The sequence below is a fragment of the Mesorhizobium sp. M1004 genome (genome assembly GCF_040318795.1).
Lineage (GTDB): Bacteria > Pseudomonadota > Alphaproteobacteria > Rhizobiales > Rhizobiaceae > Mesorhizobium.
This window is the reverse complement of sequence record NZ_JAMYNB010000005.1, coordinates 164,425-177,670: the sequence shown is the minus strand read 5'-3', so window position 1 is coordinate 177,670 and position 13,246 is coordinate 164,425. Positions and strand designations below refer to the sequence as shown.

The window sequence follows — 13,246 nt, the reverse complement described above, 5'->3', positions numbered from 1 at the left end:
TTTACCATCTAAAGAGCCCCGATCTCGTCACGCACGACGCGCCGGAAGCGGTCAGCGAGTTCAGCCTGCGATTGCTTCGATGCCGGCGAACTGCCGGCAGGCATGTGGATGTGAATCCCGCCCATGTTGACGGTTTTCCCACCGCCCTTAATGGCATCACCCACTGCGGCGCGTTGTTCCGGACGGAAGAAGGCCACGGCCTCGTCTGGCCGCTTCCAAGCTTCCACCTTCTGAGTGTCGCCGGGATGGATGGCACCGCCCGTGGCGAAGCCTCCGTGTTTTGCTTTTTCCCAAGCGATATAGTTCTGATAGGCGAACCCGCCATTGCCAGGGTAGAAAACACCGCCGACGTACCTGAAGGGATTTTGCTGGCTGCTTCCACCCATTCCGCCCGAGCCTCCGCCCGACGAGCTACCGCCGGAATAGGAGCCTGCAGACGAGGCGGACGACTTGATCGCCGACTGCATGGCGCGCAGCAGGGAAAGACCGGTCTGGCCGTCCTTCTCCATCGTCTCGAGATAGCCAACGGAGCGCTTGATCTCCTCGACTGTCTGGAAGGTGTTTTCCTCGATCGACTTCAGTCGATCGGCACCAGCCATAAGCGGCATGGCGCCACCAACCGAACCACCGGCGTCGTGACCAGGAACCCCCCTGCGGATGGCCTCAAGGTTAGAGACGCCGATCGCCGCCGTCGATTTGGCGTCAAAGACGTATTCTTGCCCGTGAACCAAGCCGGCGACACGATCAGTCGGTGCGTGCCCCGTAAAGCCACCGGTGGCAAATAGGGCGATCGACTTGACGCTATCGTACAGTGACCCTTGACGTGCGGGAGTGGCGGGGGCAGGTGCGAAATGGGGTTGCTGCGCCAGGCCGCCAGGCCCGCTGTAAGGCCGCTGGACGCTGACCGAGCCACCACCCACCACGGAATAGACGGTGGTGATGTTGATCGTCTTGTCGTGCAATTGCTGGATCGCACGCTCAAGCAAATTGACGCTGCTTGTGGTCGAATCGACCTGCATCTCTGCGGCGACGAACGCGTCAATGAACGCGTTTACCGGCCCGACAGGAAGCCCACCTTGGATTAGTGCATTGCGCAACGTATCAATGCCATCGGCAACCATTTGCGCGCTAGCTCCGCCTCTGCGCATGGAAGAGAACAGCTTGTCGATCGTGCCTGTGGCGGAAGAGATCGCCGCTTGCGCACCCTTGATATTGGCGACATCCGGGAGGAAATCTTGAATAGACGCCGTGCTGGCCGCGCTTGCGATAGCCTGATGTGCGGAGATCAACTCAAGTTTGGTATTGCGCAGTTCGTTATTGTAGCTGACCAGCGTTTGCAGTTGCTGCTGATTTGCCAGGGCCGAAGCCTGCGCCATTGATTGCAGCGAGCGAACGTTCGGATCAATGCCAGTGAGCGCACCTAGCGATCCGCCACCTGCCTTCAGGTCCGCGAGCAGTTTGCCAACAGCGCCGGAACTGCCATGCGCGCTGGTGCCTACATTCTTCAAGCCCTTGGAGATATCGAAAAGCGTCGCTTCGGCGGCCTTGCCGTCGGGGCCGATCGATTTGATGCCCTGGTCTTTTGCGAGCGTGTCTGCAAGCTTCTTAGCTTCGTTCACCGCAGCCTGGAGGCCATCGGCAAAGTGTCGGGCATCTGGAGTCAGGGACGGGTCCATCCGGATATCGCCAACCGATGCAACGAGCTTGTCGACGTTGACGTTGCCTGCATCGATCGTATCCGCAAGCTTGCCGAATGCTTCGGAGCCGGCCGAACCAACGACGTCTGACGCTCTGGCCAGATCGCGCAAATCGACCTTCAGATGATCAAGCGAAGCCGCCAAGGATCGCTGGTCGTTTTCGATTTGGGTTGCGGCGTCGGCAGCCAGCACGGACTGCGGAAGCTTCGCGGCTTCATCCGCGTATTTCTTCAAAGCTTCTGTGAGGTGCGGATAGGTGTTGGCCACCTCGTCGAGAAGCTTTTTGTGACCCTCTAATATCTCATCAACAGACAGGATGTCCTCACGCGTAGCAGCCATATAGACGGCAACCGCGCCAACCGCAGCAACGCCTGCCGTGGAGAGAATACCCGGCAGCGTGGTCAGCCACGTGCCGAACGCAGCACGTACGCCTGCGCTGGCAGCAATGATGCCTTGTGGGCCGGACATCGCAAAGGAAAGGTGGTTCATCTGTTGAGTCAGCACCATTGACGGCGACTGGCCCATTGCCAGGCTTTCCGCGGCGGAACGGGCTGCATGGCCTAGTGACGCCAACTGCGAGGCGCCAAGGCGAGAGGCGACAGCGCCTTCCTCTACCGCTACGGCGCCGCCCATATGCTTAGCGCGCGCGAGATCCATGACGCGATTGACTTCAGATTGATCGACGCCGAGCTTCTTGGCTGCCGAGTCAGCCGTAAGCAGGGCGCGTTCCATTCTCTGTGTTGCCTGGTAGGCAGGGTCCACGCTGCTCTTCAGCCGCTCCCATGCCTTGGCTGTTGACGAGATCGAGCCCGACGTCATCTTCATGACGCTGGCGCTCTTTTCCATCGCGACCGTGGCTGCGTTCTCTCCGGCGATGAATTTCGCCTGGGCCGCTTCGGCACTCTTCATCGCCTTAACGTAGGCAGCCGAGCCGGCTTCAGATGGCCTGGCGTCGATTATGAGCTCGGTAATGACGGTTTCGTTGGCCATCAGAGTTTCGCTTCCTTGGGCTCGGCCGGGCGGAAAATCTTAGTTGACCATTCAACGTGCATTACCGGTGGCAGCTTGAACTCGTCTGGGTCTGGGACGGCCGCCATCCGCGCCAACAGTTCGCGCGCCTCGCGGTTTTTGCCGTCCTTGAACAGCGCGCTGGCCTTTCGGATATTGGCCTTCATGAGCCTGACCAATTTGTCCTGTGACCCAACAGCGGCGGCAGCTGCGTTCATGCCATTTGCGGCGTTGCCGAAGGCTTCGTGCATGCGCTCGAGCTCGTCAGCCAGGTCGAGCGCGTGCTCGCTGATGGCGGCCTTCGTCATGGATTTGTGCGCGTCGGCAAGCGTTTGGCGTGCAGTTTTCATTTTCTACTCCTAAGTGCAGAGATCGGATCCGGTTCGAAAACCGACAGGCCAGCGGCGAGCATCTTGTCCCGCAGCGCGCCGGCATCGGGGTCGCGCCGCACGCCTTCAGGGTAAAGAATATCGGCAAAGGCTGGGGCGGTTTCATGCGGCTTCAAATTGAGCGCCTGGGATTGCACGCAATAGCAGGCGAAGTGCGCCACCTCTTCCCAGGGCCGATCCAGCAACATGCTGGCGAGTTGTCCGCCGCGGCTGGGATCGCGGGATGCTATTTCCATGCAGCGGGTGAGCGCGTTTTTGTCTTTAGTCATTTGCCATCATTTCGTACGCACTGGGCTCCCATCCGCTGTTTCGATTGCGTGCAGCGGTCTTCGGATCTTGCTGGGATTGCGGCGTCATGCGCAGGGAACGAGCCGCAGCCGATGCTGCGCGCGACTCCCGCTCGCGCATCTTCAAGAGCCGGTCAAACCGCTCCAGTCCGCCTTCCTTCACGATCCAGTCGGGACGAAATTCCGCGACCATCTTTGACAAGTCGCGCGCCGAAACTGAGTGGCGAACATAGCTCGCCAGGAGTTCGGCATTTTCCGGCCGAAAGAAACCAGACGGCATGCACGCAATGACGTCGAACCATATTGCGGTCTCGGCTTCCGACAGTCCTTCCGCCGGCCGCAACGGGGTTGCCTGACCGATGTTGATGGTCTGGATTGCCAGACTTGCCGCGGATTTTCTGCCTCGCGCCACCATGAAAAACCTTCTTCAAAAACAAAAAAACTGGACGCTTAGCAAAAGTCACCGACCCATCGGTTGCAAGCGTCCGCCCTGCTTTTTGGTCGAGACCGCCTAGGGGGCAGGCCATCCTACCACCGGGCAATACGGGGAAAGGGCCGGCGACCGCGGGTCAGACGCCACCGCGGCCACCGGATGGGCACCCCGTCCGGCTGCCCAATCTCTTGATTTATGACCGGAGCTGCGCCAATCGGCGCCGAGCCGCATCGAGGCGGGGCGTCTGGCTGGTCGATCTTCCGGTGATCAAAGCGCTCGAGTTGGCGGGCACACTGACAAAGCTGAACTCAAGCATCTCGCTGCTGGTGAAGCGCTGGCCGCCGTACGGCTTGGCGGGGTTGAGCGGAACGCTTTTGAGCGGCACGAAGCCGATGCTCGTTGAATTGATGACGCCAGCCTTGATCAGGCCGTAGACCTCGTCCGACTTGGCGCTAATCCCTTCGGCCGGGAACTCGACCACGGCGACGAGCTTCCCGCCTTCAAGGCCGATGCTGAGTGCTTTCGCGATAGGGTGATCGGCATCGTGTTGCCAAAGCACCGTCGGTGATCGGCGGAAGGCGTCGAGCTTAATCCCGGCCTGGTCGATGATATCGCCCATACGATCCACCTCGCCGGTGGATACGATTGCCCGAACCTGGCGCGGACCAATTCCGGCACCAGAGAACTTCAGGACTGTAGGCGCAAAGGAGCGTTTGATCTCAGTCATTCGAAACCCTTCACGAGCGCCTGCAGTGATGTTGCCAGGTCTGACGCCGCCTCCTTACTGAGATTGGCCGAAAGCTGTTCGCCGAGACGTGTCTTCAGGATTAGGCGCACGAGATCATGATGGCGCTCGGCCGAGATGCCGAACGGCGGGTTGATCATTTCGATATCGAGTTCGCGCATCTCTAGTTCCCCGCCAGCGCTACAAGCGGGCCAGCAACAGTGTTGTTGCCGAGATCGTGCACGTTGATGTCGAAACGCGCGGTCGCACGGCAGCCGATTTGGTCGTACTCGAGGTATCGCTCCTCAGTCGTTTTCACGGTCACGCCGCGGCGGTCGCCGAGGGTTGCCGCCATGGATAGGTCGCCGAAGGCAATCATCACCTTGCCCGACTGATCGCCGCTGCCTGGCAGGCTGGGCACGGCTTCGATGAGATAAGAGCCGTACTGCAGGATCGGCTTCGGGCCGGTAGGCGTCATTTCAAGCCCGACGACGGTCGCGCCGAGGCGAACAAACGTCTGGCCGATTGCGTATGAACTCGCGTACCACTTTGCGTTACCCAAGGCATATTCAGGGCAAGCGGCAATAACTGTGCCCAGGTCGGCGGCCGTTAGCTCGGCGAACGTGTCGTTGTTGGTAGCCGCCACGATCTTCCCGGCGTCGTGGTTGCCATCGATGAGCTTTGTGGAGATCCCGACAATCCCGCCATAGGCGCCTGTGCCGTCACCATTCCAGCCGCAATCATCCTCAAGCTTTGAAATTGCGAAGGCTGCATCCTCGGCGAAGTCTTGGCCAACGTCGATCGTCTCGTCCTCGCCGAGTTCGCTGGAAATGCGAGACAGGGCTGCCGCTTTCTTGGCGTTAAGCGTCACGGAACTCCAAACGCGGTCCTGCTCTGCAATCGCTGCATTTTCGCCGACGAAGGCAGCCGTCAAACCTGTGTCGAGCCGCGGGAATGAGCGCGTGTCCGAGCCCATGCGCTTGATGTCGGCGTTGCGTCGAAACGTTCCGACCAGCGCGCGGATCTTGATGATCCCGGCCTCAACTTCAGTCGGTACTAAAAAGCCACCGAATGTGCCGTTGGCTTCGGCTTGCGAGGTCAGCGTCTTGCTTACTCCAGCGCCTTGCGCTTTCTGAATGGCGACCCCGTTTTTCGCGCACCATGCTTTGGCGACCTCGTCACCATCGTGCAGAGCCGCACGGAAAAACATGCCGGCCTTTAGGGCTGCCGCGTCGTTATCGAAAGCGCGGACACGGGCGCCAGTGTGGAAGAGTTCATGCCGCATTGCTAATTTCCTTTTTGGAGATAATTCCCGCCGCAACGGCGGATTCTAGAAACGTGTACGCACCGTCGCCGACGACTGGCGGTCCGAACAGCGGACCGCTGGTGACATCGCAAATCAAATTGGGATTGTTCCCGCCAATGCGCCTCAGATGTTCCCTAAAGGCGGCCGCCTCCTGGTTAGCCTTGCGGAGCTCGAGCACTGCCATCGCCCGGCGCCTCACGATCTCCCGCCAGGCGGCAGCTGTTTCCTGAATCGCTTCGGCTGCTGCAATGCGGCGCGCTTGGTTTTCCTGTTCCGCCAGCGCATCAACGGCAATCTCGATTGCGCGCTGCTCGACTATCAGCCTGAAAAGCTCTTCCCCCGGCGTTGGAGGGCGATCGTCTGGAACCGTGGAACCGTCCAACATCGAGGCTGCTAGATCGCGGGGATCTGGTCCCGAATTCGATTTTTCCTGAGGCCGAATACCTTGGTGCTCAAGCTCGAGCCGGGCAGCGAGAATATCCTTTCCGCGCGCTTTGAAGCCGGCAGCCTTGCGCTGGATTTCTTCGAATTCTTGCGCAGGTGGGCGCCTTGCCTCTGCTTTCGCGGTGGCCATGTTTTATCCTTCATTATCTCGAGAAACGGTAGCCCGCGCACATCTCCGACGAGACGCGCGCGGGGTCGATCGACAACCGCCGTTGCCGACAGTCGGATTGGGAAGTGGAGGCGCACCCAAAGGTGCAGATTGACCGCGCCCTCGGCTACTGACCGAAAGAGCGCGTTACGCGTGACGGTGACGAGACGTCATGCGCAAAGCTTGTTTGGGGATGTCTCTACCCTCAAAGCTAAAGCCGGATTTGTGGCAAGTTGTGTTGATGCTGCCAGCAACAGCGCCACTTTCTCCAGGACGTCGTTAGCGGCCTGCACATATCTATGCCGTGTCACGCCAAGATCGTTGCCGGCTTCGCTCGCGGTTGCGCTGCTGGTTGCGAGCGACAGGATGCGCATATCGAAACTGTCGAGATGTTCAACCAGCCACTTCTGCACAATCATTCGTATAGCCTGGTCGGCCGCGCGCTTTGCGTGTCCGTCATGACTGGATCCACTGCCGTGGACGCGCGACACACCACCCGTAAAGCCGTCGGCAGCGCCGTAGGCAGTGGGGAGGTAGGTGACCGCTGGCAACACAGGAGTGTTGGCGTATGCCGCGGCAAGCACTGCAGATGCAGCAACGGCGCGATCATTCGCACCCGAAAAGAAGGGCGTGCGACCAGACGACAGCGGTTGTATCGGCACCCGGCGGAAAGGCTCCGGCTGCCATGCGCCGGCAAGCTTGACGTAGTCCTTTAGGCAAGTTGCGCTTCGCGTCGCCTTGATGGCCGGCTTTTCGTAGGTCCGATATTCTGAAGGCTTTAATGTTCTGCCTTTTTTAGTGAGACCGCGCGCTATCATTGCGCCGGCCGGGATAATGATGTCGCCGGTCACAACCTTGCCCAGCGCAAGAACGGGGCCGCGCTCTGTGCGGCGAGACATTGTGAACGTAAGCGCGCCAACGTGCCAAGTCCGGTACTGCCATCGTTCAGCGTGCGTTTTGCCCTTGCCCAGCCGCACAAACACGGGGCCTAGCATGGCGCGCTGGATCTCCTGTATATCGGGCCTCATGCGCCAGCCAGCGCCGACAGCTTCCTTGTCTAGTGTCTCAAGGGGGTCAGGCAGGCAGTCGGGCACGTGCGGTGCCAGGAGCGCGTCCACAGCATCCAAGGCAGCAAGCCGCTTGTTGTCGTTTGCTGCCTTGAGGCGCTTCTGCGTAGGGGTGGTGGTGATGCGCACACGGTCGTCCGGCAGGCTGTCCACCCACGTTCGGCGCGCGGCCAGGTTCACAAAGTCTTCTGCTCTTTTTGGATGGTTCATTGGGTGGTCATCCCATGGGAGAAACCGGCCAAGCCGGTAGTGCCGAGCCGCAACGCGCGGGACGGGTAAGAAAACGGTGCATAACGTCTCGCGCCGTGCATTAGGTGTTGCTAATTCTTCTTTCCCGGCGTCCCAGTCCGGTGGGGCTTACTGAAGGCGAAATGCCAAACCGCGCAGCTTCCACCTCGCGCCATTTGAACTTTCATATTCCCGATGACGTCGCTGACGCTATCGTCGGGTATATCGGCTGCTCTGCTCCTGGCCGGATCATTTCAACCTTTGCTGCCGTTCAGTGGGTGCGAGATAAAGTTCCCGATTGTGAGATGTCCGACGATCAGCTCGAGCGGTGCGCCGTATTGGCCGCAGTCGACGAAGGCCTAGCCGTGCATTTCGATCGGCGAGGACGCCAGCCGGCTCCCTTTTCGAGCTTGAGCAGGAGCCATTGGCATCTTGTTCCCATCTGGCAAATCAAGGTGCGGCCTCGTCTGGCTACCCCCATGCGTGCCGTGGCTCGCCCCAAAGTCCGAACGGGTATCGTTCGCGGGCTTCCTGTCCGGCAGGATTCGATAGAATTCAGCCCAAGATAGCTTGCGAACCTGCGCCGTTTCGGCGCCGACCGCGATGGTGCGGGACATCATTTGCTCTCCACCCTCATTCATCTACCCGCCGAACTGACGGCACCGAACTGGCGTACAACTGGCCGTCGTCGCCTTCGGTGATGATGACGAAGCGGCCTTGATCATGCGATCCATCATGGACCACTCCGACTACGCGGCACGGATACCAACTCGTGCCGCCTCCCATCTTCTTGATTGGGTACTCGGCTTCGAATGGAGCGATTGAAATTGCGTTGGTCATGCTGTGCTTTCATCGTGTTCTCCTCGTTTCTTGTTCTGGTGCGTTGAAGTGCCCGCCGGATTCCACCGGCGGCAGGTGCTTCCACCGCCAGCGGGGTATAAGGGGTGGTGGTGGCTAGGCTGGTGGAACGCGGTGGTAGGGCGGTGGTAGCCCGGCGGAAGGTCACGGTGGAATCATGTCCCTCCGTAATCTTCGGATGCCAAAATCAGCTTTTTTCGTTGTCGTGACGGCGGCCCGTCCATAACGATTTTGACTTCTCCGGACTCCAGAAGCCTCTGCATCGCATCGGCAAACTGCCGTTTTGATACGCCATTGGCATCGGCGTGCTTCGCCATCTTCGCGGGCGCATAGTTTGTGCCGGTCACATCGGAAACGGTCTGAATCGTTCGATTGAAAATCGAGAGCAACTTCTTGAAGGCGTCATCGGCCCGCTTGTTCAGCACACCGGCAATTAGGGACGGCTTGCCGTCGTCCAAAACGAACGCGCCTTCCTGCCAGCGCACCCGTATCTCTCCACCCTTCTTGCCGTAATTGGCCTTCATGGTGGTGAGAATGCGGGAGTCTGGGTCGACGCCATCTCCGGTTGCCGCGGTTAGATATAGCCTCGAGCGAACGCTGTTGCTCCAAGCCGTGCTGCCGGAAGATCCTGTGCCAGTCTGCATGCCTGCGACGGAAGGGTGTGAGAGCAACAACACTGCCATGTCTAGGTCGATCGCCGGCTTTCGGAGAAGGCCGATAAATTGGCGCACGTGGTTGCGCTTGATCTCATCGCCGCCGAACAAGTCAGCAGACGTGTCCAGCACCAAAAAGCCAGGGCGGAATTCGATTAGGCTCGCCACCAATTTCAGCATGTTTTCCGTCGGCTGCATGACGCCAGCCTTATCCGGAACGGCAAGCAAGGCGTCTCGGCCTGCCATGGGCACAAGTCGGAAGTCAGCCAAGTCCGAGAAACCACGCTGCAGGCCGTGCATGATATCTGCTAGGCGCCGATGAAACTCGTCCGCCTCGTCTTCCGCGCCCAAATACATGACGCGACCGGCCAGAGGCTGCAGGCCCAAAGTCTCGCAGCCTAGCGCGCTCGCTGACGCAATCTGTAACGCTAGCAAGGACTTTCCGACGCCACCGTCGCCGTTCAGGATGGTGACCTGGCGACGCGGTATCAGTCCGTCCAGAAACCATTCGCGAATCGGGACTGGCTGGCCGTGCCAGTCGGCAGGGTTGATGAGCGGGAGATTGTCGTTTGCGGCTTGAGGATGTGCTGGAGCCGAAAGGTCATCATTCAGGACTCGAGCTTGCGAGATATGAAGCGGTAGGCCAGGACAAAGGCTCATATTGGCGAAAGCGCTTAGTTCCTGCGCGGTGTATGCACCTTCAGTTCTCTGTAGAAATACCCGGCCGTCTACCGTGTAGCCTTCCGCTGTTTGGTCAAGAATGGTGAGACCTTTGACCCAGCCATTCTCAAAGTTGCCCCCGAACTTGGCCTGCAAATCTACGTTGGTAATTTTCGTCTCAGGCTTCGGTGCGGTCATGCGGCAAAAGCCCCCTAATGGCCGCTTCGGCGGCGTTGGCAATTTCCTGAACAAGAGTCGCGCCGAACGTCACGACGCGCACGCCGCCAGAGTTCGGCGCGTAGATGGCTCGATGGCCATCCGGTTTTTTGACAAGCCGCAGGCCGAACATGCGGAGCTGGTCGGATAGCTCTAAGTCGAAGCGCGCGACGACGCTCCCGGCGCCTGGCGGCTCGGGTCTGATACTGAGGATTTGCAATTGGTGGGTTCCGTGTCTGGAGAGCCGCGGTTGGTTCCGCGGTGGTATTTGTAGGGCAGGGCAGGGCTCGGTTAGGCTCCTTTAGCCGCTCTCGCTTCTTGCTCTTTCAGCCATGTCCTCAGTGAGGAGCGGCGAGCTGATACCGTGCCCCCAAGCTTAAAGGTTGGAAGGATATCGTCGTAGATGAGGCGGTAGGTCTGGCGACGAGTGATCCCGAGCGCCGTTGCAATTGCGCTGGCGCCCATAAGCAAGTCAGGTTGATTATCGTTCTCGTGGATCATGGTTACCCCTGTTCCATTGCCTTCAGACGTCAAAAATAACGCACGCCGAAGAGCGGACCAAAATATACAGAATTGAGGAGGGGTTAGGGCCGCCGTTAATTTTGGCGGGAGAAGCTATGTGTTCTACCTATAGGCGTTTTCGCCTTCCTTGTCAATATCAGCCAGTTATTAACTAGCTTTTCCACTCTGTGTTCTTGCCCCTTATCGTGCGCCATGTTATTTCATGCGCCATGGAATCAGGAGGTCATTGTGGCGACTGTCACTAAGCGCACGTGGACGACCGGCAAGGGAGAGAAGCGAGAAGCGTGGGTGCTCGCCTACACCGACAAGAAAGGCGATCGGCACAAAGAGCAGTTTGCCAAGAAACGCGAAGCCGACGCCGAGCGCGTCAAGGTCGAGGGCCAGATCAGCAAGGGTGCCTTTCGGGCCGAGGCGGCTAGCAAGACCGTGAAAGACGCGATCGACGCCTACGTGAAGCACCTTGAAAAGCGACACGGCAAGGGCGAGCAAGTTACGACCATGTACCTGCGCAATACGAAAGGCCAGTTGGTTACCCATGCGCAGCCCGAACTGGGAGACACTAAACTAGCGGAACTGACGGCACGCGCCGTCAACGATCTGGTCGAAAAGTTGCGTGATGCGGAAGTTGGTCTGGTCACGGTGCGGCGCGTCATTGGCAGCCTATCGCGCGCACTACAGTACGCGGTTGGCCAGGACTGGGTCGCGACTAATGCAGCTAAAGGGGTCAGAGTAATAGGAAAGCGAGGGCAGGGGAGCGAAAAGGTCGTGCCGCCGTCGAAGAAGGCACTTGCCGATATTCTGGAAAGTGGCGATTCCGACATGAAGCGGAGGATCCAGTTTGCCGCCGCTACCGGCCTTCGGGCTTCGGAACAATGGGCGGTTCGGTGGCGGCACATCGACCTGAAAGCTCGAACGGTCAAGGTAGAAGAGCGCGTTGACGCTTTCGGAGAGTTTGACACCACCAAATCTGAATCAGGACAGCGCATCGTTCCATTAGGAAAAACGATCGTTTCGACGCTGCGAAGCTGGAAGGCTGAGACGACACACAATGGCGCCGACGATTTTGTCTTTCCTGACACGGGAGGAGGCTTTACACGCCACACCAATTTTCTGAGGCGCCAATGGAAACCGCTGATTGAGGCTGCCAAGGTCAAAGACATCGGCTGGCACGCTTTAAGGCACTTTGCCGTTTCGACATGGATAGAGGCAGGACTGCAGCCGAAGGCAGTGCAGACGCTTGCCGGGCACGCCTCATATGCAATCACTATGGATCGGTACGGGCACCTGTTTCCTAGTGATGATCATGCCGCGGCTATGGACAAAATAGCTAAGGCGCTGTTCTCAAAGTAGCGAGGATTAACGAGGCTTTGCCAATCTTGTTGGCGCATGAATGGCGCATATCGCCAAAAAACCGCACAAATGGTGGGTTTGGTACGGCCTTTTAATCAGTAGGTCTCGGGTTCGAACCCCGACGCGCTCACCAGAAATATTTCGTGCGGAAGTTGCCCTGTCAGCAGCCCCCATCGCCCCCTACAATCGCCGCCCGGTCTTGACGTCGAACAGATGAGCGCAGGCGCGGTCGATCTCGATGCGCATCTGCTCGCCCTGTTTCAGTGCCAGCCGCTCGCGGAAAAGGCAGGAGATTTCTTCTCCGGCGCAGTCGACCCGGGCAAGATTTCCGAACCCGTTGCTTCCAGAAGCACGATCGTGCCGGGGATTCCTTTGGCGGTCGTCGCTCGGATGTGTTCGGGGCGGATGCCGTAGATGAGGTCGCGGCCGGGTATGTTGGTCAGGTCGATGCCTTCTGGCAGCGGCAAGATCAGTCCACCGGCGCTGCGGAAAACACCTTCCTCGACATGGCCTCGAATGAAATTCATCGCCGGCGAGCCGATGAACCCGGCAACGAAGAGGTTGGCCGGGCGATCGTAGAGATCGAGCGGCGCGCCGATCTGCTCGACAAGGCCGTCATGCAGCACGACGATCTTGTCGGCCATGGTCATGGCCTCGATCTGGTCGTGGGTAACGTAGATGGTGGTGGTTCCCAGCCGCTGGTGCAGCGCCTTGATCTCGCCGCGCATCTGCACGCGCAATTTGGCGTCGAGATTGGACAGCGGCTCGTCGAACAGGAACACCTGCGGGTCGCGCACGATGGCGCGGCCCATGGCGACGCGCTGGCGCTGGCCGCCGGAAAGCTGACGCGGATAGCGGTCGAGCAGCTTGTCCAGGCCGAGAATGCTGGCGGCCCTGCCGACGCGGCCGGCGGTGTCGGCCGGATCGGCTTTCTTGATCTTCAGGGCAAAGCCCATATTGTCGGCCACCGTCATATGCGGATAGAGCGCGTAGTTCTGGAACACCATGGCGATGTTTCGGTCGCGCGCCCTGAGATTGTTGACGAGGCGATCGCCAATGGCGATCCTGCCGCCCGAGATCGTTTCCAGTCCGGCAATCATGCGCAGCAGCGTCGACTTTCCGCAGCCCGACGGCCCGACCAGGATGACGAATTCGCCATCGGCGATGTCGACGCTGACATCGTGGATGATCTTGGCGGCTCCGAAAGCCTTCTGAACGTTCTTGATTGTTACCGATGCCATCGGATTTCTCCCGGA

At 59.4% G+C, this 13,246-nt stretch carries 14 protein-coding genes and 1 pseudogene; 1 reads left to right on the top strand and 14 read right to left on the bottom strand.

Features of this window, described 5'->3' with window-relative positions:
• Nucleotides 1-8: 8 nt before the first annotated feature.
• From NKH54_RS12410 to NKH54_RS12350, 13 genes are all read right to left on the bottom strand, one after another.
• Nucleotides 9-2,687: a hypothetical protein gene (locus NKH54_RS12410; protein ID WP_353028303.1), complete on the bottom strand. Its 2,679-nt coding sequence runs from the start codon at nt 2,685-2,687 to the stop codon at nt 9-11.
• Complete coding sequence (locus NKH54_RS12405) at nt 2,687-3,055, bottom strand: hypothetical protein (protein ID WP_353028302.1); 369 nt, start codon at nt 3,053-3,055, stop codon at nt 2,687-2,689. The genes NKH54_RS12410 and NKH54_RS12405 overlap by 1 nt, the downstream gene beginning before the upstream one ends.
• Nucleotides 3,052-3,363, bottom strand: coding sequence for a hypothetical protein (locus NKH54_RS12400; RefSeq protein WP_353028301.1), 312 nt, complete (start codon nt 3,361-3,363; stop codon nt 3,052-3,054). The genes NKH54_RS12405 and NKH54_RS12400 overlap by 4 nt, the downstream gene beginning before the upstream one ends.
• Nucleotides 3,356-3,796: a hypothetical protein gene (locus NKH54_RS12395; RefSeq protein ID WP_353028300.1), complete on the bottom strand. Its 441-nt coding sequence runs from the start codon at nt 3,794-3,796 to the stop codon at nt 3,356-3,358. Before NKH54_RS12395 ends, NKH54_RS12400 begins: the two co-directional genes overlap by 8 nt.
• A 211-nt stretch (nt 3,797-4,007) precedes the next feature.
• Nucleotides 4,008-4,541 (bottom strand): HK97 family phage prohead protease, encoded by a 534-nt coding sequence (locus tag NKH54_RS12390; RefSeq protein ID WP_353028299.1) that lies wholly within the window; start codon nt 4,539-4,541, stop codon nt 4,008-4,010.
• Complete coding sequence (locus NKH54_RS12385) at nt 4,538-4,720, bottom strand: hypothetical protein (RefSeq protein WP_353028298.1); 183 nt, start codon at nt 4,718-4,720, stop codon at nt 4,538-4,540. Before NKH54_RS12385 ends, NKH54_RS12390 begins: the two co-directional genes overlap by 4 nt.
• 2 nt (nt 4,721-4,722) lie before the next feature.
• A complete protein-coding gene (locus NKH54_RS12380; protein WP_353028297.1) occupies nt 4,723-5,823 on the bottom strand; it encodes a phage major capsid protein in 1,101 nt (366 codons plus the stop codon).
• Nucleotides 5,813-6,418, bottom strand: a complete 606-nt coding sequence (locus NKH54_RS12375) for a hypothetical protein (protein WP_353028296.1) — start codon at nt 6,416-6,418, stop codon at nt 5,813-5,815. The genes NKH54_RS12380 and NKH54_RS12375 overlap by 11 nt, the downstream gene beginning before the upstream one ends.
• Before the next feature lie 188 nt (nt 6,419-6,606).
• Complete coding sequence (locus NKH54_RS12370) at nt 6,607-7,713, bottom strand: hypothetical protein (protein ID WP_353028295.1); 1,107 nt, start codon at nt 7,711-7,713, stop codon at nt 6,607-6,609.
• Nucleotides 7,714-8,364: 651 nt separating this feature from the next.
• The gene (locus NKH54_RS12365) at nt 8,365-8,571 is read right to left on the bottom strand and encodes a hypothetical protein (RefSeq protein WP_353028294.1); all 207 of its coding nucleotides are present in this window, start codon (nt 8,569-8,571) and stop codon (nt 8,365-8,367) included.
• A gap of 173 nt (nt 8,572-8,744) precedes the next feature.
• Nucleotides 8,745-10,100: an AAA family ATPase gene (locus NKH54_RS12360; RefSeq protein ID WP_353028293.1), complete on the bottom strand. Its 1,356-nt coding sequence runs from the start codon at nt 10,098-10,100 to the stop codon at nt 8,745-8,747.
• Complete coding sequence (locus tag NKH54_RS12355) at nt 10,081-10,338, bottom strand: hypothetical protein (protein ID WP_353028292.1); 258 nt, start codon at nt 10,336-10,338, stop codon at nt 10,081-10,083. Before NKH54_RS12355 ends, NKH54_RS12360 begins: the two co-directional genes overlap by 20 nt.
• A 71-nt stretch (nt 10,339-10,409) precedes the next feature.
• Entirely contained in the window at nt 10,410-10,619 is a 210-nt protein-coding gene (locus NKH54_RS12350; RefSeq protein WP_353028291.1) for a helix-turn-helix transcriptional regulator, read from the bottom strand.
• Nucleotides 10,620-10,868: 249 nt separating this feature from the next.
• On the opposite strand from NKH54_RS12350, the gene NKH54_RS12345 reads away from it, so the two are divergent.
• On the top strand, nt 10,869-11,990 hold the full coding sequence (locus NKH54_RS12345; protein WP_353028290.1) for a tyrosine-type recombinase/integrase: 1,122 nt from the start codon (nt 10,869-10,871) through the stop codon (nt 11,988-11,990).
• Between the two features lie 180 nt (nt 11,991-12,170).
• Here NKH54_RS12345 and NKH54_RS12340 read toward each other — a convergent pair.
• A pseudogene (locus tag NKH54_RS12340) lies at nt 12,171-13,231 on the bottom strand (ABC transporter ATP-binding protein).
• Nucleotides 13,232-13,246: the final 15 nt, after the last annotated feature.

What these genes read in the sequence shown, in the direction of transcription:
- NKH54_RS12395 (WP_353028300.1), bottom strand. Translation starts at nt 3,796, where the DNA reads ATGGTGGCGCGAGGCAGAAAATCCGCGGCAAGTCTGGCAATCCAGACC.
- NKH54_RS12380 (WP_353028297.1), bottom strand. Translation starts at nt 5,823, where the DNA reads ATGCGGCATGAACTCTTCCACACTGGCGCCCGTGTCCGCGCTTTCGAT.
- NKH54_RS12405 (WP_353028302.1), bottom strand. Translation starts at nt 3,055, where the DNA reads ATGAAAACTGCACGCCAAACGCTTGCCGACGCGCACAAATCCATGACG.
- NKH54_RS12370 (WP_353028295.1), bottom strand. Translation starts at nt 7,713, where the DNA reads ATGAACCATCCAAAAAGAGCAGAAGACTTTGTGAACCTGGCCGCGCGC.
- NKH54_RS12385 (WP_353028298.1), bottom strand. Translation starts at nt 4,720, where the DNA reads ATGCGCGAACTCGATATCGAAATGATCAACCCGCCGTTCGGCATCTCG.
- NKH54_RS12365 (WP_353028294.1), bottom strand. Translation starts at nt 8,571, where the DNA reads ATGACCAACGCAATTTCAATCGCTCCATTCGAAGCCGAGTACCCAATC.
- NKH54_RS12400 (WP_353028301.1), bottom strand. Translation starts at nt 3,363, where the DNA reads ATGACTAAAGACAAAAACGCGCTCACCCGCTGCATGGAAATAGCATCC.
- NKH54_RS12410 (WP_353028303.1), bottom strand. Translation starts at nt 2,687, where the DNA reads ATGGCCAACGAAACCGTCATTACCGAGCTCATAATCGACGCCAGGCCA.
- NKH54_RS12350 (WP_353028291.1), bottom strand. Translation starts at nt 10,619, where the DNA reads ATGATCCACGAGAACGATAATCAACCTGACTTGCTTATGGGCGCCAGC.
- NKH54_RS12375 (WP_353028296.1), bottom strand. Translation starts at nt 6,418, where the DNA reads ATGGCCACCGCGAAAGCAGAGGCAAGGCGCCCACCTGCGCAAGAATTC.
- NKH54_RS12390 (WP_353028299.1), bottom strand. Translation starts at nt 4,541, where the DNA reads ATGACTGAGATCAAACGCTCCTTTGCGCCTACAGTCCTGAAGTTCTCT.
- NKH54_RS12360 (WP_353028293.1), bottom strand. Translation starts at nt 10,100, where the DNA reads ATGACCGCACCGAAGCCTGAGACGAAAATTACCAACGTAGATTTGCAG.